General features: G+C 59.1%; 19 protein-coding genes. 16 read left to right on the forward strand and 3 right to left on the reverse strand.

The window, feature by feature from the left end:
• The first annotated feature begins 174 nt into the window (after nucleotides 1-174).
• Complete coding sequence (locus tag HRH33_RS07140) at nucleotides 175-1,818, forward strand: Na+/H+ antiporter (protein WP_094064752.1); 1,644 nt, start codon at nucleotides 175-177, stop codon at nucleotides 1,816-1,818.
• A 67-nt stretch (nucleotides 1,819-1,885) separates the two neighbouring features.
• Here the strand turns inward: HRH33_RS07140 and dapC are convergent, their stop codons facing one another.
• From dapC to map, 3 genes are all read right to left on the reverse strand, one after another.
• On the reverse strand, nucleotides 1,886-3,085 hold the full coding sequence (dapC, locus tag HRH33_RS07145; protein ID WP_167416433.1) for a succinyldiaminopimelate transaminase: 1,200 nt from the start codon (nucleotides 3,083-3,085) through the stop codon (nucleotides 1,886-1,888).
• 58 nt (nucleotides 3,086-3,143) lie between these two features.
• Complete coding sequence (locus HRH33_RS07150) at nucleotides 3,144-5,846, reverse strand: [protein-PII] uridylyltransferase (RefSeq protein ID WP_034096237.1); 2,703 nt, start codon at nucleotides 5,844-5,846, stop codon at nucleotides 3,144-3,146.
• Nucleotides 5,847-5,914: 68 nt separating this feature from the next.
• Nucleotides 5,915-6,697, reverse strand: a complete 783-nt coding sequence (map, locus tag HRH33_RS07155) for a type I methionyl aminopeptidase (protein WP_034096238.1) — start codon at nucleotides 6,695-6,697, stop codon at nucleotides 5,915-5,917.
• A 388-nt stretch (nucleotides 6,698-7,085) separates the two neighbouring features.
• Here map and rpsB point away from each other — a divergent pair, with 388 nt between their 5' ends.
• The 15 genes from rpsB to rnhB all read left to right on the forward strand — a co-directional run bounded on the left by rpsB (nucleotide 7,086) and on the right by rnhB (nucleotide 21,728).
• Nucleotides 7,086-7,823: a 30S ribosomal protein S2 gene (gene rpsB / locus HRH33_RS07160; protein ID WP_003189158.1), complete on the forward strand. Its 738-nt coding sequence runs from the start codon at nucleotides 7,086-7,088 to the stop codon at nucleotides 7,821-7,823.
• 192 nt (nucleotides 7,824-8,015) lie between these two features.
• The gene (gene tsf / locus HRH33_RS07165; protein WP_034137239.1) at nucleotides 8,016-8,879 is read left to right on the forward strand and encodes a translation elongation factor Ts; all 864 of its coding nucleotides are present in this window, start codon (nucleotides 8,016-8,018) and stop codon (nucleotides 8,877-8,879) included.
• Between the two features lie 210 nt (nucleotides 8,880-9,089).
• Nucleotides 9,090-9,833: a UMP kinase gene (pyrH, locus tag HRH33_RS07170; RefSeq protein WP_003189161.1), complete on the forward strand. Its 744-nt coding sequence runs from the start codon at nucleotides 9,090-9,092 to the stop codon at nucleotides 9,831-9,833.
• Nucleotides 9,830-10,387 (forward strand): ribosome recycling factor, encoded by a 558-nt coding sequence (frr, locus tag HRH33_RS07175; RefSeq protein WP_034096240.1) that lies wholly within the window; start codon nucleotides 9,830-9,832, stop codon nucleotides 10,385-10,387. Before pyrH ends, frr begins: the two co-directional genes overlap by 4 nt.
• Nucleotides 10,388-10,404: 17 nt before the next feature.
• The gene (gene uppS / locus HRH33_RS07180; RefSeq protein WP_034096241.1) at nucleotides 10,405-11,160 is read left to right on the forward strand and encodes a polyprenyl diphosphate synthase; all 756 of its coding nucleotides are present in this window, start codon (nucleotides 10,405-10,407) and stop codon (nucleotides 11,158-11,160) included.
• A complete protein-coding gene (locus HRH33_RS07185) occupies nucleotides 11,161-11,970 on the forward strand; it encodes a phosphatidate cytidylyltransferase (RefSeq protein WP_094064749.1) in 810 nt (269 codons plus the stop codon).
• Nucleotides 11,967-13,157: a 1-deoxy-D-xylulose-5-phosphate reductoisomerase gene (gene ispC / locus HRH33_RS07190; protein WP_094064748.1), complete on the forward strand. Its 1,191-nt coding sequence runs from the start codon at nucleotides 11,967-11,969 to the stop codon at nucleotides 13,155-13,157. Before HRH33_RS07185 ends, ispC begins: the two co-directional genes overlap by 4 nt.
• A 52-nt stretch (nucleotides 13,158-13,209) precedes the next feature.
• Nucleotides 13,210-14,562, forward strand: a complete 1,353-nt coding sequence (gene rseP, locus HRH33_RS07195; RefSeq protein WP_034137243.1) for a sigma E protease regulator RseP — start codon at nucleotides 13,210-13,212, stop codon at nucleotides 14,560-14,562.
• A gap of 74 nt (nucleotides 14,563-14,636) precedes the next feature.
• Nucleotides 14,637-17,024 (forward strand): outer membrane protein assembly factor BamA, encoded by a 2,388-nt coding sequence (gene bamA, locus HRH33_RS07200; protein WP_034137244.1) that lies wholly within the window; start codon nucleotides 14,637-14,639, stop codon nucleotides 17,022-17,024.
• Between the two features lie 45 nt (nucleotides 17,025-17,069).
• Nucleotides 17,070-17,573, forward strand: coding sequence for an OmpH/Skp family outer membrane protein (locus tag HRH33_RS07205; RefSeq protein WP_003219314.1), 504 nt, complete (start codon nucleotides 17,070-17,072; stop codon nucleotides 17,571-17,573).
• Nucleotides 17,574-17,576: 3 nt separating this feature from the next.
• Nucleotides 17,577-18,632, forward strand: a complete 1,056-nt coding sequence (lpxD, locus tag HRH33_RS07210; RefSeq protein WP_167416434.1) for a UDP-3-O-(3-hydroxymyristoyl)glucosamine N-acyltransferase — start codon at nucleotides 17,577-17,579, stop codon at nucleotides 18,630-18,632.
• A 111-nt stretch (nucleotides 18,633-18,743) separates the two neighbouring features.
• A complete protein-coding gene (gene fabZ, locus HRH33_RS07215) occupies nucleotides 18,744-19,184 on the forward strand; it encodes a 3-hydroxyacyl-ACP dehydratase FabZ (RefSeq protein WP_034137246.1) in 441 nt (146 codons plus the stop codon).
• On the forward strand, nucleotides 19,181-19,957 hold the full coding sequence (lpxA, locus tag HRH33_RS07220; protein WP_034096247.1) for an acyl-ACP--UDP-N-acetylglucosamine O-acyltransferase: 777 nt from the start codon (nucleotides 19,181-19,183) through the stop codon (nucleotides 19,955-19,957). The genes fabZ and lpxA overlap by 4 nt, the downstream gene beginning before the upstream one ends.
• Before the next feature lie 2 nt (nucleotides 19,958-19,959).
• The gene (lpxB, locus tag HRH33_RS07225; protein ID WP_167416435.1) at nucleotides 19,960-21,099 is read left to right on the forward strand and encodes a lipid-A-disaccharide synthase; all 1,140 of its coding nucleotides are present in this window, start codon (nucleotides 19,960-19,962) and stop codon (nucleotides 21,097-21,099) included.
• Nucleotides 21,096-21,728: a ribonuclease HII gene (gene rnhB, locus HRH33_RS07230; protein ID WP_034096249.1), complete on the forward strand. Its 633-nt coding sequence runs from the start codon at nucleotides 21,096-21,098 to the stop codon at nucleotides 21,726-21,728. Before lpxB ends, rnhB begins: the two co-directional genes overlap by 4 nt.
• The last annotated feature ends 22 nt before the right edge of the window (nucleotides 21,729-21,750 follow it).

The following is a 21,750-nucleotide window of genomic DNA, read 5'->3' on the forward strand; positions in this document are numbered from 1 at the left end:
AAGTCAAAGGTCTGGGATTATGCCACGCCCAGCGCATTTGGGTGCCGCTCGTCAGCACCGTGCGACTTTTGTGCAAAAGCCATCGCGCAGCATAGGCGGCTAATATGGCACTTCAACGGCGAGTTGTTGCCTGATGTGTGTCGTTGCGAGTCGATTGTCCGGGAACCCCGCCTTATGCAAACCGCCTACACCGTTCTTATCCTGCTGATGCTGGTCAGTGCTTCGCGCCTGGTCGGGCGTGTTATCCCGCTACCGTTGCCCTTGGTGCAGATTGCCGCGGGCGCTTTGCTGGCCTGGCCCACGTTGGGGCTGCATGTGGCCCTGGACCCGGAGTTGTTTCTGTTTCTGTTCCTGCCGCCACTGCTGTTTTCCGATGGTTGGCGCATGCCCAAACGTGAATTGTGGCGCCTGCGCGGGCCGATCCTGACGCTGGCAGTGGGGCTGGTGTTGTTTACCGTGGTCGGCGCCGGTTACTTCATCCACTGGATATTGCCTACGATCCCGCTGCCGGTGGCCTTCGCCCTGGCGGCCGTGTTGTCGCCGACGGACGCCGTGGCGGTGTCGGCCATTTCCCAGAATCGGTTGCCGACCCCGCTGATGCACATGCTGCAGGGGGAGGCCTTGATGAATGACGCGTCGGGCCTGGTGACCTTCAAGTTCGCCCTGGCAGCGGCGTTGACCGGGATTTTTTCCCTGGCGGATGCCAGCCTGACCTTCGTGCTGGTCGCCCTTGGTGGCCTGGCGGTGGGCGTCGCCTTGAGCTGGGTGGTCGGTCGGTTGCGGGCCTGGATGATCGCGCGGGGCTGGGACGATCCGGCGACTCATGTGGTGTTTATGTTGCTGTTGCCCTTCGCCGCCTATGTGCTGGCCGAACGCCTGGGGGCGTCGGGGATTTTGTCGGCGGTAGCGGCAGGGATGATGCAAAGCTGGCTCGACCTGCTGCCGCGCCAGACCAGCACGCGCCTACTCAACCGCAGCGTGTGGTCGTTGCTGGAATTTGCCTTCAATGGCCTGATTTTCCTGCTGTTGGGCCTTCAATTACCGGACATCATCAAGGCCGTGGTGAGCCATGAGTCGACGCTGTGGCCGACCTTGCTGTATCGCTGCCTGGATGTGATCGCGATCTTTCTGGTGCTGGTGGCCTTGCGCTATATCTGGGTGCAGAGCATCTGGCGTCTGTCGGGCATGTTGCGGCGCTTGCGTGGGAAAAGTGAGCTGACGCTGATGCCGGATGCCCGGTCCTGTTGGCTGTTGACCGTCGGCGGTGTCCGCGGTGCCGTGACCTTGGCCGGTGTGATGTCGGTGCCGCTGCTGCTGGCGCCAGGCAAGGCTTTCCCCGAGCGCGACCTGCTGATCTTCATTGCCGCCGGCGTGATCCTGCTGTCGCTGATCGCTGCCTGTATTGCGTTGCCGCTTTTATTGCGCGGGATCGAAAAAAGCCCCGACGAAAAGCGCCACAAGGAAGTGCGCGAAGCCTGGAAAAAGACGGCCGTGGCCGCGATTCATGCCCTGGAGGCCGAGGAACAGCCCGGGACCGAGAGCCACGACGCCGCCCAAGCCGCATTGGCCACCGAGCTTAAAGCGCGCTTGATGTCGGAATATCGCCATCAGTTGGAGGTCTTCAACGATTCGGCCGAAGCCCAGGCGCTGGCGCAACAGATGGACTTGCTGGAGCGAAAATTACGCCTCAAGGCTTTGCGCGCCCAGCGGCTGGAGCTATACAGCTTGAGCCGTCATCACCAGATTGGTGATGACGTGTTGAGAGAGGTGCTGGCGGAGCTGGACATGAGTGAGGCGAACCTGGGGCCCGTGAAGTAAGCGTTTGGAAGACTGAACATTGGGTGCCCGAAGGATTGCCATCCCTCGGGCTCTCGCTGCGTCTGGCTTAACGCCGGCGCTGAATGAAATCGCGAATTCGCTCCGCTGCCTCCACACACTCAGCCAGCGGCGCAACCAGCGCCAGGCGCACTCGACCGGCCCCGGGGTTGACCCCGTCCACGTCCCGCGACAGGTACGAGCCCGGCACCACCGTCACATGTTCCTCCACGAACAGGTCGCGGCAGAACGCGGCGTCGTCACCCTGCACATTCGGCCACAAGTAGAACCCGCCGTCCGGCGCTTGCACGTCCAGTACCGGCTTGAGAATGGCTAACACGGCCTCGAACTTCTCGCGGTACAGATCACGGTTGGCCAGCACATGGGCCTCGTCCTGCCAGGCCGCGATACTGGCGAGCTGGGTTTGCACCGGCATTGCGCAGCCATGATAGGTGCGATACAGCAGGAAACCTTTGAGGATATCGGCGTCACCGGCCACGAAGCCGGAGCGCAGCCCTGGCAGGTTGGAGCGCTTGGACAGGCTGTGGAACACCACGCAACGCTTGAAGTCCTGGCGACCCAGTTCCACACAAGCACTGAGCAGGCCTGGCGGCGGGGTTTGCTCGTCGAAATACAGCTCGCTGTAGCACTCGTCGGCAGCGATCACGAAATCATATTCGTCGGCCAGGGCGATGAGTTTTTTCAGGGTCTGGACCGGAATCAGCGCGCCGGTCGGGTTGCCCGGTGAGCACAGAAACAGGATCTGGCAGCGTTTCCAGATATCCGGCGAAACCGCGTCGAAATCCGGGTTGAAGCCATTGCTGTCCAGGCACGGCAGGTAGTGCGGCTTGGCCCCGGCGAGGAACGCGGCGCCCTCATAGATCTGGTAGAACGGGTTCGGGCTCACCACCAGTGCGTCGTCACTGCGATTGACCACGGTTTGGGTGAAGGCGAACAAGGCTTCCCGGGTTCCGTTGACCGGCAAAATAGTGCGCGCCGGATCGAGCCACCCCTTCGGCACATTGAAGCGCCGCTCGCACCAGGCGCCGATGGCCTCGCGCAAGGCGGGAATGCCCAGGGTGGTCGGGTACACCGCCATCTGGTCGAGGTTATTAGCCAGGGCGTCGGCCACGAACTGCGGGGATTTGTGCTTGGGCTCGCCAATGGACAGCGCAATCGGGCGTTTCGCCGGGTTCGGTGTCACGCTGCCCAGCAGGGCGCGCAACTTTTCGAACGGGTAGGGTTGGAGCTGGTTCAGGGCGTTGTTCATCGGTGTATCTCGTGCAAGGCGTTAAAAACGGCGAAGGGGCGGTGGGCCGCCCCTGGTATCAAATCGTCAGGCGCGTCAGTTCAACGCCCGGCTCCTGGGGCACGCTCAACTGTTGGACGATGGCTTCCTGCAAGCGTCGGCACAGCTCGGGGTCGGACAACGGTTGGTTGTCGGCATCGGTAATAAAGAACACGTCTTCCACGCGTTCGCCCAGGGTCGCAATCTTGGCGTTTTGCAACGACAGGTCGAACTCCAGGAAAATCCCGCCGATGCGCGCCAATAGGCCCGGACGGTCCGGCGCGCTCAGTTCCAGCACGGTGACTGGGCGCTGGGCATCGTTGGAGATGGTGACCTGGGGTGCGAAGGCGAAGTGCTTGAGCTGGCGTGGGACCCGACGCTGGATGATGGTGGGGTAATCGTCGGGGTTGCGCAGGGCTTCGGTAAGGCCTTCGCGGATTTTCTTTACCCGCGCCGGATTGTCGCCGATCGAGTCGCCATCGGTGTCGAGCACGATGTAGGTGTCGAGGGTGAACTGGCTGCTGGAAGTGATCACCCGTGCGTCGTGGATGTTCAGGTTGAGCTGGTCCATGGCGGCCACGGTCACGGCGAAGAAGTCGTGCTGGTCCGGTGCATAGATGAAAATCTGCGTGCCGCCCTCGAACTCGCGCTGAGTGGTTTCCTTGATCAACACCAGCGGGCCGCCATCGGCAGGCTGCTGCAAAATGGCGTCGGTGTGCCAGGCGACATCGCCGGCGGTGTGGCGCAGGAAGTAATCGTCTCCCAACTGCGACCACAGTTGCTCGACATCGTCCGGGTCGTTGCCGCCGCGTACGAGGATATCCAGGGCCGCACTTTGGGTGCGGCGGATCTGCTCTTCGCGGTCCACTGGGTTTTCCAGGCCACGGCGCAGGGCGCGCTTGGTCTCGGTGTACAGCTGACGCAGCAGGCTGGCGCGCCATGAATTCCACAGAGTGGGGTTGGTGGCGTTGATATCGGAGACGGTGAGCACGTATAGGTAGTCGAGGCGGGTTTCATCGCCGACCACCTGGGCGAAATCATGGATCACCTGCGGATCGGACAAGTCCTTGCGCTGGGCAGTGGTCGACATCACCAGGTGGTTCTGCACCAGCCAGACAATCAGGCGGCTGTCCCACAACGGCAATTGGTGACGCTGGCAAAAAGCCTCGGCATCGACGGCGCCGATTTCCGAGTGATCGCCATGCCGGCCCTTGCCGATGTCGTGGTACAGCCCGGCCAGGTAGATCAGCTCGGGCTTGGGCAGTTTGGCCATCAACTTACTGGCCAGCGGGAATTTTTCCGATACCTGGGTGTACTGCAACTTACGCAGATGTTTGATCAGGTTCAGGGTGTGCGCATCGACGGTATAGATATGAAACAGGTCGTGCTGCATTTGCCCGACGATAAAACCGAACTCCGGTAAATAGCGCCCGAGGATGCCGTAACGGTTCATGCGGCGCAGGTTGCGGTGGATGCCGATCTTGCATTTGAACAGCTCGATGAACAGGCTGGTGTTGCGGATATCGTTGCGGAAGTCTTCGTCGATCAGGTAGCGGTTTTCCCGCAGCAGGCGAATGGTGTCGGCGCGCACGCCTTTGATTTCCGGCTGCTGGGCCATCAGCACGAAGATTTCCAGCATCGCGAATGGCGTGCGACGGAACACGTTGTCGCTGCGTGCTTCGATATAACCGTCGTGCAACTGGAAGCGCGCATTGATCGGTTGCGGCGGCGCTTCGTCTTCGGGGGCCAGGATCACCTCTTCGAAGTGCTGAATGATCAGGTCGCTCAGCTGCGCAATGCTCATGACCACGCGGTAGTACTGCTGCATGAAGCTTTCGATACTGGTCTTGGCGTCTTCGCCTTCAAACCCCAGCAGCGAGGCGATGGAGCGCTGATGGTCGAACAACAAACGATCTTCGGCGCGCCCGGCAAGCATGTGCAGGGCGTAGCGCACTTTCCACAGGAACTCCTGGGAGGAGGCCAGCAGCGCATTCTCGCTTTCCACCAGGAAACCTTCGCCGGCCAGGGCGCGCAGGTTCAGGGTGCCGTATTCGCGACGGGCCACCCATAGAATGGTCTGGATGTCCCGCAGCCCTCCGGGTGAACCCTTGACGTTGGGTTCCAGGTTGTACTCGGTGTCGTTGTACTTGTGATGCCGGGCTTTCTGCTCGGCGCGCTTGGCCAGGAAGAAATCCTTGCTCGGCCACATGTGCGCCGTGCTGGTGACGTCGAGCATGCGCTGGCGCAGGCGCTCGGGGCCGGCGATGGTGCGGCTCTCCATGAGGTTGGTGATCACGGTGAGGTCGGCACGGGCCTCTTCGGCGCATTCGTCCACCGACCGTACGCTCTGGCCGACTTCCAAGCCGATGTCCCACAACAGTGTGAGAAAACGCTCGATGGAATCGCGAAAGATCTCATGGTCTGCACTGTCCAGCAGGATCAGCAGGTCGATGTCTGAGTACGGGTGCAATTCGCCGCGACCGTAGCCGCCGACCGCCACCAGGGCGATGTCGGCGTCAGTGCTCCAGGTGAACTGTTCCCAGGCCTTTTGCAGGATGTTATCGACGAACCAGGCGCGATCCTCGATCAGCCGGCGGATATCCCGGCCCTTGCGAAAGCGCTCATCGAGCACCTCGCGGGCCTGGCGAATGGCTTTTTTGAACGCAGCGATAGGGCTCGACTTCAGTGCCAGCTCGGCCTGGAACTGGCCACGGTCGAAGAGTTCGGGATCCACCTGGGGCATCGATCGGCTTTCCTTTCTATCTATGAGTCAGTCACAACACCGTTTGGGAAAACCAACGCAGCCTTGAATTACGCCGACACGCGCGGGATGGTGTCGTCCGAGCGCAGGGTGAAGATCTCGTAGCCGGTTTCGGTGACCAGTAGTGTGTGTTCCCACTGGGCCGAGAGCTTGCGGTCTTTGGTAATAGCGGTCCAGCCGTCGCCCAGCACCTTGGTGTCGGCCTTGCCCTGGTTGATCATCGGCTCGATGGTGAAGGTCATGCCGGCCTTGAGTTCCATGCCGGTGCCAGCGCGGCCGTAGTGCAGGATCTGCGGTTCTTCGTGGAACACCTTGCCGATGCCGTGGCCACAGAACTCGCGAACCACCGAAAAGCCGTTCTTTTCAGCGTGCTTCTGGATCACTTCGCCGATGTCGCCCAGGCGGCAGCCAGGTTTGACGATCTCGATAGCCTTGTACATGCATTCCTGAGTGACCTGGGACAGGCGCTCGGCCCAGACCGGCACGGTGCCGACGTGGAACATGCGGCTGGTATCGCCGTGATAGCCATCCTTGATCACGGTGACGTCGATGTTCAGCGTGTCGCCGTCCTTGAGCGGCTTGTCGCCTGGGATGCCGTGGCAGACCACGTGGTTGATCGATGTGCAGATCGACTTGGGAAAGCCTTTGTAGTTGAGCGGGGCAGGGATAGCCTTTTGCACATTGACGATGTAGTCGTGGCAGATACGGTCGAGTTCCTCGGTGGTGACGCCGGGCTTGACGTGTTCGGCAATCATTTCCAGCACATCGGCCGCCAGTTTGCCGGCAACGCGCATGCCGGCGATGTCTTCGGCGGTTTTCAAAGTAACGGTCATACAGGCTCTCTCTAGCGCGAGGCGCTGAAATCAAAACGGTTTACGGGTGTGCGACAAAAGGTTACAGAATTCGCACAAGCCCTGAAAAACGCGATTCTAACAGACGATGCTCTCAAGTCATGAGGGTCTGACGATCGCTTCTCTCTATAGGGTGGGGGTATCCGGACTCAATTCAAAGGGTTGCGCGAGTGGCCTTCAAGGCAGTTGTGATTGCTGGTTTCGTTTTCGCCCTTCGTGTGGTATAAAATGCGCCGCTTTCCGGGGATACCCCGAAAAGCTTAAATCCACACACGTGTCGACACGATGACCTGGGTGCCGGAGGCCTTGATGCCGCTGGTTGGTCATTGGGATACGTGGAGGCCAAACCCGACTTACTTAAGGAACTATCATGTCCCAAGTCAACATGCGCGATATGCTGAAGGCCGGTGTGCACTTCGGTCACCAGACCCGTTACTGGAACCCGAAAATGGGTAAATACATTTTCGGCGCGCGTAACAAGATCCACATCATCAACCTTGAAAAAACCCTGCCAATGTTCAACGAAGCGCTGACTTTCGTAGAGCGTCTGGCCCAGGGCAAAAACAAGATTCTGTTCGTCGGTACCAAGCGTTCCGCTGGCAAGATCGTTGCTGAAGAAGCAGCACGTTGCGGTTCGCCGTACGTCGATCACCGCTGGTTGGGCGGCATGCTGACCAACTTCAAAACCATCCGTGCTTCCATCAAGCGTCTGCGTGACCTTGAAGTACAAGCCGAAGACGGTACTTTCGCCAAGCTGACCAAGAAAGAAGCGCTGATGCGCTCCCGTGACCTGGAAAAGCTCGATCGTTCCCTGGGTGGTATCAAGGACATGGGCGGTCTGCCTGACGCACTGTTCGTTATCGACGTTGATCACGAGCGCATCGCGATCACCGAAGCCAACAAGCTGGGCATCCCTGTTATCGGCGTAGTCGATACCAACAGCAGCCCGGAAGGCGTTGACTACATCATCCCAGGCAACGATGACGCAATCCGCGCTATCCAGCTGTACATGGGTTCGATGGCTGACGCTGTAATCCGTGGTCGCAACCACGTTGCTGGTGGTACCGAGCAGTTCGTTGAAGAAGCTCCGGTAGCTGCCGCTGAGTAATTGACGCCCTGGCGTTGACTCAGTAAGCAAAAAGGGGGCTTGGCCCCCTTTTTGCCCCCTCGAAAACCATTTGTCGGCAGCGCAGCTACATCATCTGTAACGTGCAGCGGCCTACAAGGGGTGGTTCGAGAAGAATTGATCGCCCGTTTGATCGGGTGGAATGGTTGAAAACCTATCCAAGAGGATTTTGAAATGGCAGAGATTACTGCAGCGTTGGTTAAAGAACTGCGCGAGCGTACCGGCGAAGGCATGATGGATTGCAAAAAAGCCTTGACCAAGGCTGGCGGCGACATCGAAAAAGCCATTGATGACATGCGTGCTTCCGGCGCCATCAAGGCTGCCAAGAAAGCAGGTAACGTTGCCGCTGAAGGCGCCATCGCTCTGAAAGAAGACGGCAAATCCGCCGTTCTGCTGGAAGTGAACTCCCAGACCGACTTCCTGGCTCTGCAGGACGACTTCAAAGCATTCGTTGCCGACAGCGTTGAAAAAGCGTTCGCTGACAAGCTGACCACTGTCGAGCCTCTGATCGAAGCTCAAGAAGCTGCCCGCCTGGTACTGGTCGGCAAGGTTGGCGAGAACGTCAACATCCGTCGCCTGACTCGCGTTGAAGGTGATGTAGTTGGTGGTTACCTGCACGGTAACAAGATCGGTGTTGCGGTTGTCCTGAAGGGCGGCAACGTTGAGCTGGCCAAAGACATCGCAATGCACGTAGCGGCAAGCAACCCTGAGTTCCTGCTGCCGTCGGAAGTGTCCGCCGAAGCGATCGAGCGTGAAAAAGCTGTGTTCCTGCAGCTGAACGAAGAAAAAATCAAAGGCAAGCCAGAAAACATTGTTGAGAACATGGTCAAAGGCCGTATCAGCAAGTTCCTGGCCGAAGCGAGCCTGGTTGAGCAGGCGTTCGTCAAGAACCCTGAAATCAAGGTTGGCGAGTTGGCTAAGAAAGCCGGCGCTGAAATCGTTTCCTTCACTTACTTCAAAGTAGGCGAAGGCCTCGAGAAGCCGGTCGACAACTTCGCTGAAGAAGTTGCTGCCCAGCTGGCTGCCGCCAAGCAATAAGACAGTTTTATCTGTCGCCCGAAAGAGGCTGCCCGCTCACGCGCGCAGCCTCTTTTCAAATGGGAAGGCCAATTTTATTTGGTTTCCCTTCGGAACTGGCTTACAAAGCCGTGTTCCGATGGCGCTGTGATAGCGTCCAGCTAGAGTGAACGCAAGCCGTAAACGGCTCGCCAAGAATTTTTGAAAAATACGCCGCAGGAGAGATTCGCAATGGCTCAGCAGGGCAGTGGTTATCAGGCTCGCTATAAACGCATTCTACTCAAGCTCAGCGGCGAGGCCCTGATGGGCTCGGAAGAGTTTGGGATTGATCCCAAAGTGCTCGACCGCATGGCGCTGGAAGTCGGCCAGCTGGTCGGCATTGGCGTGCAAGTGGGCCTGGTGATCGGCGGTGGCAACCTGTTCCGTGGCGCGGCATTGAGTGCTGCTGGCATGGATCGGGTCACCGGTGACCACATGGGGATGCTGGCCACTGTGATGAACGCCCTGGCCATGCGCGACGCCCTGGAGCGCGCCAACATCTCGGCTATCGTGATGTCGGCTATCTCCATGGTCGGCGTGACCGACCACTACGATCGTCGCAAAGCCATGCGCCACCTGAACTCCAAAGAAGTGGTGATCTTCGCAGCCGGTACGGGTAACCCGTTCTTTACCACCGATTCGGCGGCTTGCCTGCGTGCTATCGAAATTGATGCCGACGTGGTGCTCAAGGCCACCAAAGTGGATGGTGTGTACACCGCAGATCCATTCAAAGACCCGCATGCCGAGAAGTTCGATCATCTGACCTACGATGAAGTGCTGGATCGCAAGCTGGGTGTGATGGACCTGACGGCTATTTGCCTGTGCCGCGACCACAAGATGCCGCTGCGCGTATTTAACATGAACAAGCCCGGCGCCCTGCTGAATATCGTACATGGCGGTGCGGAAGGGACTCTGATCGAGGAAGGCCAACAATGATCAATGAAATCAAGAAAGACGCCCAAGCGCGTATGCAGAAATCCCTGGAGTCTCTGAGCCACGCATTCGGCCAGATTCGTACCGGCAAGGCTCACCCGAGCATCCTGGGCAGTGTGATGGTGCCGTATTACGGCGCAGATACGCCGCTGAGCAGCGTAGCCAACGTTACCGTCAAAGACTCGCGTACCCTGCAGGTCGTGGCGTTCGAGCGCAACATGCTTGCGGCCGTCGACAAGGCGATCCAGAGCGCCGGCTTGAACCTCAACCCGACCAACCTGGGCGAGTTGTTGCTGATCTCCATGCCTGCCTTGACCGAAGAAACCCGCAAGGGCTTCACCAAGCAGGCGCGCAGCGCGGCAGAGGATGCGCGCGTTGCCGTACGTAACATTCGTCGTGATGCCTTGGGCGAGCTGAAGAAGTTGGTCAAGGACAAGGAAATCAGCGAAGACGAAGAGCGTCGTGCCGTCGCCGATATCGACAAGCTGACCAAGGAAGCCGAGGCAAAGATCACTCAGGCAACCGAAGAAAAAGAAAAGGACCTGATGGCCGTATAAAGGGTCAGGACGCCTTCATGGAAAAGACCAAGCAGACTGTGCCCTCCGTGGTGCCGCGCCATGTCGCGATCATCATGGATGGGAATAATCGCTGGGCGAAGAAACGCTTTATGCCGGGTGTTGCCGGGCATAAAGCGGGTGTCGATGCAGTGCGGGCGGTGATTGAGGTGTGTGCCGAGGCCAAGGTGGAGGTGCTCACGTTGTTCGCGTTTTCCAGTGAGAACTGGCAGCGCCCCGCCGAAGAGGTCAGCGCCCTGATGGACCTGTTCTTCAAGGCCCTTCGTCGTGAGGCCAAGCGTCTCAACGACAACAACATCAGCCTGCGCATCATTGGTGATCGCTCGCGGTTCCACCCGGAGCTGCAAGCGGCCATGCGCGAAGCCGAGGCCATCACCGCCGGAGCCGACCGTTTTGTGTTGCAGATTGCAGCCAACTACGGCGGCCAGTGGGATATTGCCCAGGCTGCGCAGCGCTTGGCTCGTGAAGTGCAGGCCGGTCATCTGCGACCGGACGACATTACGCCCGAATTGCTGCAAACCTGCCTGGTCACCGGCGACCTGCCGTTGCCGGACTTGTGCATCCGCACCGGTGGCGAGCACCGCATCAGTAATTTCCTGTTGTGGCAGCTGGCTTACACCGAGTTGTACTTCTCCGACCTGTTCTGGCCGGACTTCAAACACGATGCCATGCGCACGGCGCTGGCCGATTTCGCTTCCCGTCAGCGTCGTTTCGGTAAAACGAGCGAGCAGATCGAAGCTGGAGCCCGGGTTTAAATGCTAAAACAACGAATCATCACTGCCCTGATCCTGTTGCCGATCGCCTTGTGTGGGTTTTTCCTGCTCGATGGTTCCGGTTTTGCGCTGTTTATTGGCCTGGTCGTGACCTTGGGGGCCTGGGAGTGGGCGCGGCTGGCCGGTTTCACCGCTCAGTTGCCCCGCGTGGCCTACGCCGCGGTCGTGGCGCTACTGTTATTCCTGATGCACACCTTGTCGAGCATCGTGGTGCCATGGGTATTGGGCGCCGCGGTACTGTGGTGGGCGCTGGCGACCTTTCTGGTGCTGACTTATCCGCGCACCAGCAGTCAGTGGTCCAGTGTCGCCAGCAAGCTGGTGATTGGCCTGCTGATTCTGTTGCCAGCCTGGCAAGGGTTGGTAGAAATCAAGAACTCACCGATGGGTAACTGGCTGATCATGGCGGTGATGGTGTTGGTCTGGGGGGCTGATATTGGCGCCTACTTCTCGGGCCGAGCCTTTGGCAAGCGTAAGTTGGCCCCGGCCGTCAGCCCTGGCAAGAGCTGGGAGGGCGTCTATGGTGGCCTGGCGTTGACTCTGGTTATCACGCTGGTGGTCGGTGTCGTACGTGATTGGTCGGGCAAGGAAATCTTCCTGGCTTTAGCGGGTACGGCGATCGTGGTCTTCATTTCGGTGGTCGGTGACCTCACCGAAAGCATGTTCAAGCGTCAGGCCGGTATCAAGGACAGCAGTAACCTGCTGCCAGGGCATGGCGGTGTGCTTGACCGTATCGACAGTCTTACCGCCGCCATCCCGATCTTTGCCGTGTTGCTGTGGATGACCGCTTCGTGAGCCGTCTGCAGCAGGTCACCGTGCTGGGGGCGACCGGCTCGGTGGGGTTGAGCACCCTGGATGTCATCGCGCGCCACCCGAATCGTTACCAAGTCTTCGCGCTTACAGGTTTTAGCCGCCTCAGCGAGTTGCTGGCGTTGTGCGTACGCCATGCACCGCGTTACGCCGTGGTGCCTGAGCCCATCGCGGCGCGTGGTTTGCAGGATGATCTGCGCGCGGCCGGGCTCGCCACTCAAGTGTTGGTGGGGGAGGAGGGGCTGTGCCAGGTTTCGGCGGATGCCGAGGTCGATACGGTAGTTGCGGCTATCGTCGGTGCGGCGGGCCTGCGACCGACTCTTGCGGCAGTGGATGCGGGCAAGAAAATCCTGCTGGCCAATAAAGAAGCGCTGGTAATGTCCGGTGCGCTTTTTATGCAGGCGGTACGTAAGAGCGGTGCGGTGCTGCTGCCCCTCGACAGTGAACACAACGCTATTTTCCAGTGTATGCCGGGTGATTTTGCGCGAGGTTTGAGTCAGGTCGGCGTGCGGCGGATTCTACTCACGGCCTCTGGCGGTCCGTTCCGTCAAACACCGCTGGTTGAGTTGGAGCATGTATCTCCCGACCAGGCGTGCGCTCATCCGAACTGGTCGATGGGGCGCAAGATCTCCGTGGATTCAGCCAGCATGATGAACAAAGGCCTGGAGCTGATCGAGGCATGCTGGCTGTTCGATGCGCGCCCTGATCAGGTCGAGGTGGTGATTCATCCGCAAAGTGTGATTCATTCCCTTGTCGATTACGTGGACGGTTCGGTATTGGCCCAATTGGGCAATCCCGATATGCGCACGCCGATTGCCAATGCCTTGGCGTGGCCGGAGCGCATCGATTCCGGCGTGGCCCCACTGGACCTGTTCGCAGTGGCTCGCCTGGATTTCGAAGCGCCGGACGAGCAGCGTTTTCCTTGTCTGCGCCTGGCGCGGCAAGCGGCCGAGGCGGGTAACAGTGCGCCGGCGATGCTTAATGCGGCCAACGAAGTGGCCGTGGCAGCGTTTCTCGAACGGCGCATCCGCTTCCCGCAGATCGCGAGTATCATCGAGGACGTGCTGGGTCTGGAGCCCGTCGTGGCGGTCAACGATCTGGGGGCGGTGTTCGAAGCGGATACCAAGGCGCGCGTCCTTGCGCAACACTGGCTGAGCCGCAACGCGAAATAGTCTGTCGGCGCGTTGAGCCTTCTGGCCCTGGATTGGAATGCGGAGAAATTAGATGAGTGCGCTTTATATGATTGTCGGCACCCTGGTTGCTCTGGGTGTGCTGGTTACCTTCCACGAATTCGGCCACTTCTGGGTGGCGCGTCGTTGCGGCGTCAAGGTACTGCGCTTTTCCGTCGGTTTCGGCATGCCGCTGGTGCGCTGGCATGATCGCCATGGCACTGAGTTCGTGGTCGCGGCCATTCCGTTGGGTGGCTACGTCAAGATGCTCGATGAGCGCGAAGGCGAAGTGCCGGCCGACCAGTTGGACCAATCCTTCAATCGCAAAACCGTTCGTCAGCGTATTGCTATTGTGGCGGCCGGCCCGATCGCTAACTTCCTGTTGGCCATGCTGTTTTTCTGGGTATTGGCCATGCTGGGCAGCCAGCAGATCCGTCCGGTGATCGGTGCGGTCGAGGCGGACAGCATTGCAGCCAAAGCGGGCTTGGTCGCCGGGCAGGAAATCGTTTCCATTGATGGCGAACCCACTACGGGCTGGGGCGCGGTCAATCTCCAACTGGTGCGTCGCCTGGGTGAAAGCGGCACCGTCAGCTTCGTAGTGCGTGAGCAGGACTCCTCTGCCGAAACCTCCCGTGCATTGGCGTTGGATCACTGGCTAAAGGGGGCTGATGAGCCCGATCCGATCAAATCCCTGGGGATTCGTCCATGGCGGCCGGTGCTACCGCCAGTGCTTGCGGAGCTGGACCCTAAAGGTCCGGCCCAGGCCGCAGGTCTGAAAACCGGCGACCGCCTTTTGGCGCTCGATGGGCAGGCGCTTAATGACTGGCAGCAGGTGGTCGATCTGGTGCGTGTTCGCCCTGATACCAAAATTGTGCTGAAAGTTGAACGCGATAATGCTCAAATCGACGTCCCGGTGACGTTGGCGGCACGCGGGGAAGCCAAAGCGGCCGGGGGTTACCTGGGTGCAGGGGTCAAGAGTCCCGAGTGGCCGCCTTCGATGATGCGGGAGGTCAGCTACGGGCCGTTGGCGGCAATCGGCGAGGGTGCCAAACGCACTTGGACCATGAGTGTGCTGACGCTCGAATCCCTCAAGAAAATGTTGTTCGGCGAGCTCTCGGTAAAAAACTTGAGTGGGCCGATAACCATTGCTAAAGTGGCGGGCGCTTCTGCCCAGTCGGGTGTTGCGGATTTCCTGAATTTCCTGGCTTACCTCAGTATTAGCCTGGGTGTTCTGAATTTGCTGCCCATTCCTGTATTGGATGGGGGGCATCTGCTGTTTTATCTGGTCGAGTGGGTGCGTGGTCGCCCCTTGTCGGATCGTGTGCAGGGTTGGGGGATACAGATTGGTATCAGTTTGGTGGTTGGGGTGATGTTGTTAGCCCTGGTCAACGATCTGGGTCGTCTGTAACGCTTCGCTGAATTGCGAATCTGCCGCATTTTGCGGCAGTTTGTTTATTGCCAGTTGGAATAAGAAAGGACTTCATGAAACGTCTGCTGCTAACTGCGGTTCTCACCGTATTGATGATCGCCGAAGTTCACGCCGAGTCCTTCACCATCTCCGATATTCGCGTCAACGGCCTCCAGCGGGTTTCCGCGGGTAGCGTCTTTGGTGCCTTGCCGTTGAACGTCGGGGAACAGGCTGATGATCGTCGCCTGGTGGAATCCACTCGTGCGCTGTTCAAAACCGGGTTCTTTCAAGACATCCAACTGGGTCGAGAAGGCAACGTCCTGGTCATCAACGTCGTTGAGCGACCTTCCGTCGCCAGTATCGAGATCGAGGGCAACAAAGCGATCTCCACTGAAGACCTGATGAAAGGCCTCAAGCAATCCGGCCTGGCCGAAGGTGAAATCTTTCAGCGCGCTACCCTCGAAGGTGTACGTAACGAGCTGCAACGCCAGTACGTGGCCCAGGGCCGTTACTCGGCGACCGTGGAAACGGAAGTGATTCCGCAGCCGCGTAACCGTGTAGGCCTCAAGGTCAACATCAACGAAGGCACCGTGGCGGCCATTCAGCACATCAACGTGGTGGGCAACACCAAGTTCGCTGATGAAGACCTGGTTGACCTGTTCGAACTCAAGACCACCAACTGGTTGTCGTTCTTCAAGAACGATGACAAGTACGCTCGCGAAAAGCTCTCCGGTGACCTGGAGCGTCTGCGCTCCTACTACCTGGACCGCGGCTATATCAACATGGATATCGCTTCGACCCAGGTGTCCATCACGCCGGACAAGAAACACGTCTATATCACTGTCAACGTCAACGAAGGCGAGAAGTACAAGGTTCGTGACGTGAAGCTCAGCGGTGACTTGAAAGTGCCTGAAGACCAGGTCAAGGCCCTGTTGCTGGTGCAGAAAGACCAGGTGTTCTCGCGCAAGCTGATGACCACCACGTCCGAACTGATCACGCGTCGTCTCGGTAACGAAGGCTATACCTTCGCCAACGTCAACGGCGTTCCGACGCCCCATGACGAAGATCACACCGTCGACATCACCTTCGTGGTGGATCCTGGCAAGCGTGCTTACGTCAACCGCATCAACTTCCGTGGCAACACCAAGTCTGCCGACGAAGTGCTGCGTCGTGAAATGCGTCAGATGGAAGGTGGCTGGGCGTCGACTTATCTCATCGACCAGTCCAAGACCCGTCTTGAGCGCCTGGGTTTCTTCAAGGAAGTAAACGTCGAAACACCGGCAGTGCCAGGTGTGGATGACCAGGTTGACGTGAACTACGCCGTTGAAGAGCAAGCGTCGGGCTCGATCACCGCCAGCGTCGGTTTCGCGCAGAGTGCAGGTCTGATCCTCGGTGGCTCGATCACCCAGAACAACTTCCTCGGTACCGGTAACAAGGTTTCCATCGGCCTGACCCGTAGCGAATACCAGAGCCGTTATAACTTCGGTTATGTCGACCCCTACTGGACCGCCGACGGTGTGAGCCTGGGCTACAACGCCTTCTACCGCACCACCGACTACAAAGATCTCGACGTAGACGTAGCTAGCTATGCGATCGACAGCCTGGGTGCTGGCGTGAACATCGGCTATCCGATCAGCGAAACCTCGCGCCTGACCTTCGGCCTGACTGCGCAGCAGGATGAGATCAAGACCGGTGTCTACACCGTGGATGAAATCTTCGACTTCACCCGTCGTGAAGGTGACAAGTTCCTGAACTTCAAGGCGTCTGCCGGCTGGTCCGAGTCGACTCTGAACAAGGGCGTATTGGCAACCCGTGGTCATTCCCAGAGCCTGACCCTGGAGGCCACCACGCCTGGCAGCGACCTGTCGTTCTTCAAACTCGATTACCGTGGCCAGCTGTTCCAGCCGTTGAGTGATAACTACACCATGCGCCTGCACACTGAGCTGGGCTACGGCGATGGTTATGGTTCGACCAATGGTCTGCCGTTCTATGAAAACTACTACGCAGGTGGTTTTAACTCGGTGCGCGGCTTCAAGGACAGTACTCTTGGCCCGCGCGGTACGCCGAGTCGTGGTGTAGGTGTGACCGGTAACCAGGGCACCACGGCCGACTCGGACAACGACCCGCTGCCATTCGGTGGTAACGTGTTGATCCAAGGTGGTGCCGAAATTCTGTTCCCGCTGCCGTTCGTGAAAGATCAGCGTTCCCTGCGCACATCCGTATTCTGGGACGTGGGTAACGTGTTCGACTCCAAGTGCGAGCAGATCACCAACCCGAGTGGCGTGAAGTCCAACACCCAGTGTAACGACGTGAGCCTGAGCAACATGGCAAGCTCCGTGGGTGTGGGTGTGACGTGGGTGACCGCGCTGGGCCCGTTGAGCTTTGCTCTGGCCATGCCGATCAAGAAACCGGATAACGCTGAAACCCAGATTTTCCAATTCTCCCTCGGCCAGACGTTCTAAGCGTCTGACCTAAGATAACGACAACGGATTCTGTAGGAGTACATCGTGCGTAAGTTGACTCAATTGGTTCTGCTGGCAACCGTGCTGGTAGCGACCCCGGCCTTCGCCGAAATGAAAATCGCCGTCCTGAACTATCAGATGGCGCTGCTGGAGTCCGACGCGGCCAAAAAATACGCCGTGGACGCTGAAAAGAAATTCGGTCCGCAACTGACCAAGCTCAAGACCCTGGAAAGCAGTGCCAAGGGCATCCAGGACCGTCTGGTGGCTGGTGGCGACAAGATGCAGCAAGGCGAGCGTGAGCGTCTGGAGTTGGAATTCAAGCAAAAGGCCCGTGACTACCAGTTCCAATCCAAGGAGCTGAACGAAGCCAAGGCTGTTGCCGACCGCGAAATGCTCAAGCAGCTTAAGCCTAAACTCGACAGCGCCGTGGAAGAAGTCATCAAGAAAGGTGCCTTTGACTTGGTGTTCGAGCGTGGCGCTGTGATCGACGTCAAGCCTCAATACGACATCACCCGTCAGGTGATCGAGCGCATGAACCAGCTGAAGTAAGCCATGACCGCGACTATCAAGCTCGGCGAGTTGGCCGAGTTCCTGGGGGCCACATTGCGTGGCTCCCCGGAGAAGGAAATCACTGGGCTAGCCACCTTGCAGGAGGCTGGCCCAGCTCAGTTGAGCTTCCTCGCAAACCCTCAATACCGTAAATACCTCGTCGACAGCCGCGCCGCAGCCGTGTTGCTCAAAGCCGCCGACGCCGAAGGTTTTGCCGGGGATGCGCTGGTGGTGGGCGACCCGTACCTGGCGTATGCCAAGGTTTCGCACCTGTTCGATCCAAAACCCAAGGCGGCCGGCGGCATTCACCCGTCAGCGATGATCGCCGATGACGCCCTGGTTGACCCTGCGGCCAGCATTGGTGCGTTTGCGGTGATCGAGAGTGGTGCGCGCATTGCTGCGGGCGTTACGGTGGGAGCTCATTGCTTTATCGGTGCGCGTTGCGAGATCGGTGCTGATGGCTGGCTCGCGCCGCGCGTGACTTTGTACCACGATGTGCGGATCGGTCAGCGTGTGGTTATCCAATCGGGCGCAGTAATCGGCGGCGAAGGCTTTGGCTTTGCCAACGCCAAAGGCGTCTGGCACAAAATTGCCCAGGTCGGTGGCGTTTTGATCGGCGACGACGTGGAAATCGGCGTGAACACAGCGGTTGATCGCGGGGCCTTGGCCGATACCGTGATCGGTAACGGCGTGAAGCTCGACAACCAGATCCAGATCGCCCACAACGTGCAGATTGGCGATCACACCGCCATGGCCGCATGCGTGGGGATTTCCGGCAGTACCCGAATTGGCAAGCACTGCATGCTCGCCGGGGGTGTTGGGCTGGTAGGGCATATTGATATCTGCGACAACGTCTTCATCACCGGTATGACCATGGTGACTCACTCGATTACCGAGCCGGGTGCCTACTCTTCCGGTACCGCCATGCAACCTGCGGCCGAGTGGCGTAAGAGTGCGGCGCGTTTGCGGCAGCTTGACGATATGGCTCGACGTCTCAAACAGCTGGAAAAGCGTGTTGGAGAAGTGACCCCTGGCAGTAATGCTTCATCAGAAGGCTGATACCATTTTCATATCAAGTGTGTACAGCCGCTAGACTGCCTCCTTGATTTGCTAGCGGGGCGTGCTTTTAGTCCGCCCGCCCCCAATCTTTATTACAGGCTTCCCCCCGAAATGATGGACATCAACGAGATTCGCGAATACCTGCCTCACCGTTACCCGTTCCTGCTGGTGGATCGTGTAGTGGACCTCAATGTTGAGGAAAAGCGCATTCGCGCCTACAAGAATGTCAGCATCAACGAACCGTTCTTCAATGGTCACTTTCCCGCACACCCGATCATGCCGGGCGTGTTGATTATCGAAGCTATGGCCCAGGCTGCCGGTATCCTTGGTTTCAAAATGCTCGACCTCAAGCCCGCCGATGGCACGCTTTACTATTTCGTGGGCTCGGACAAGCTGCGTTTCCGCAACCCGGTCACTCCAGGTGACCAGTTGGTCCTTGAAGCCAAGTTCATCAGCTGCAAGCGCCAGATCTGGAAGTTCGAGTGCCAGGCCTCGGTGGATGGCAAGGCGGTGTGCTCCGCCGAGATCATCTGTGCGGAACGCAAACTATGAGTTTGATTGACCCTCGCGCAATCATCGATCCGTCGGCCGTACTGGCCGCCGACGTTGAGGTCGGCCCTTGGTCGATCATCGGCGCAGGTGTGGAAATCGGCGAGGGGACTGTCATCGGGCCGCATGTGATCCTCAAAGGTCCGACCCGCATTGGCAAACACAATCGCATCTACCAGTTCTCCTCGGTGGGCGAAGACACGCCGGACATGAAGTACAAGGGTGAAGAAACGCGCTTGGTCATCGGTGATCACAACATCATCCGAGAAGGCGTGACCATTCATCGCGGTACCGTGCAGGATCGCGCCGAAACCACCCTGGGTGATCACAACCTGGTTATGGCGTACGCCCATATCGGTCATGACAGCGTCATCGGCAACCACTGCATCCTGGTCAACAACACCGCGTTGGCTGGGCATGTTCATGTTGATGACTGGGCGATTCTGTCCGGTTTTACCCTGGTGCATCAGTATTGCCATATTGGCGCCCATAGCTTCTCCGGCATGGGGACCGCGATCGGCAAGGACGTTCCGGCGTATGTCACGGTATTCGGCAACCCGGCCGAAGCGCGTAGCATGAATTTCGAAGGCATGCGTCGTCGCGGGTTCAGCGATGATGCCATCCATGCTCTGCGTCGCGCCTATAAGGTGGTTTACCGCCAGGGGCTGACCGTGGAGCAGGCACTGACCCAACTGACCGAGCCGGCTGCGTTGTTCCCGGAAGTTGCGGTGTTCCGTGACTCGATCCAGGCGTCGACGCGCGGCATCACCCGCTGACCATGGCCAATCTGCGTATAGCGCTGGTGGCCGGAGAAGCTTCCGGCGATATTTTGGGCGCAGGTCTTATGCGAGCACTCAAGGCTCAGCATCCGGCGGTGGAGTTTATCGGTGTTGGCGGCCCGCTGATGCAGGCTGAAGGCCTGGCGTCCTACTTTCCCATGGAACGCTTATCGGTCATGGGGCTGGTGGAAGTATTGGGTCGTCTGCGCGAGTTGCTGGCGCGGCGCAAACTGCTGATCCAGACCTTGATCGAAGAAAAGCCTGACGTTTTTATCGGCATCGACGCACCGGATTTCACCCTCAATATCGAACTCAAGCTGCGTCAGGCCGGTATCAAGACCGTGCACTACGTCAGTCCGTCCGTATGGGCCTGGCGGCAGAAGCGCGTGCTGAAGATTCGCGAGGGTTGCGACCTGATGCTGACTCTGTTGCCGTTCGAGGCCAAGTTCTACGAAGAGAAGGGCGTGCCGGTGCGGTTTGTCGGGCACACCCTGGCCGACGCCATTCCCCTGCACGCCGACCGAGCCGCGGCCCGCGCCGAACTGGGCTTGCCAGAAGGTCCGCTGGTGGCGCTGATGCCGGGCAGCCGAGGCGGTGAAGTCGGACGTTTGGCCGGCGTCTTCTTTGATGCAGCCGAGCGCCTGATGGTCCTCAAGCCTGGCGTGCGGTTTGTATTGCCTTGTGCCAGCCCGCAACGTCGTGCGCAGATCGAAGCGCTGCTGCCAGGCCGCGACCTGCCGTTGACCTTGCTGGATGGCCAGTCCCATCTGGCCTTGGCGGCGTGCGATGCAGTCATGATCGCTTCGGGTACTGCCACGCTGGAGGCCTTGCTGTACAAGCGCCCTATGGTGGTGGCCTATCGTTTGGCGCCGCTGACCTTCTGGATTCTCAAGCGCATGGTCAAGAGCCCTTACATCTCCCTGCCCAACCTGTTGGCCCAACGCCTGTTGGTGCCGGAGTTGTTGCAGGACGATGCGACACCGGACGCCCTGGCGCAAACCCTACTACCCTTGATCGACGGCGGCGAAGAACAGACCCGTGGGTTCGACGCCATTCACCGCACGTTGCGCCGTGATGCCTCGAACCAGGCGGCCGACGCCGTGCTGAACTTGATCGGCAAACAACAGGACGCTTTATGAGTACGCAAATGGGCCTGGATTTCAGCCTGGTTGCCCAAGCCCATGAACTGGTGGCCGGCGTCGATGAGGTAGGACGTGGCCCACTGTGCGGTGCGGTGGTCACGGCGGCGGTCATTCTGGATCCGAATCGACCGATCCTGGGACTGAACGATTCGAAAAAACTCACCGAAGCGCGCCGTGAAAAGCTGTATGACGAGATCTGTGAAAAAGCCTTGAGTTGGCATATCGCCCGGGCCGAAGTCGAAGAAATCGACACGCTCAATATTCTCCACGCCACAATGCTGGCGATGCAGCGTGCGGTCGAAGGCCTGCACATCACGCCGAAGATGGCGATGATCGACGGCAACCGTTGCCCGAAACTGAGCATGCCGTCGGAAGCGGTGGTCAAGGGTGATAGCAAGGTGCCGGCGATTGCCGCGGCCTCGATTCTGGCCAAAGTCAGTCGTGATCGGGAAATGGCTGCATTTGAACTGATCTATCCAGGCTATGGCATCGGCGGGCATAAAGGCTACCCGACGCCCGTTCATCTGGAAGCTCTCGCACGCCTCGGCCCGACGCCGATTCATCGCCGCTCCTTCGCCCCGGTGCGCCAGGCTTACGAGCTGCGCGAGAGCTTCAGCGAGGTTTAGTCGCGAGGCTGATGTTTTTGCC

The organism is Pseudomonas rhodesiae (genome assembly GCF_013285305.1).
GTDB classification, from domain to species: Bacteria; Pseudomonadota; Gammaproteobacteria; order Pseudomonadales; family Pseudomonadaceae; genus Aquipseudomonas; species Aquipseudomonas rhodesiae.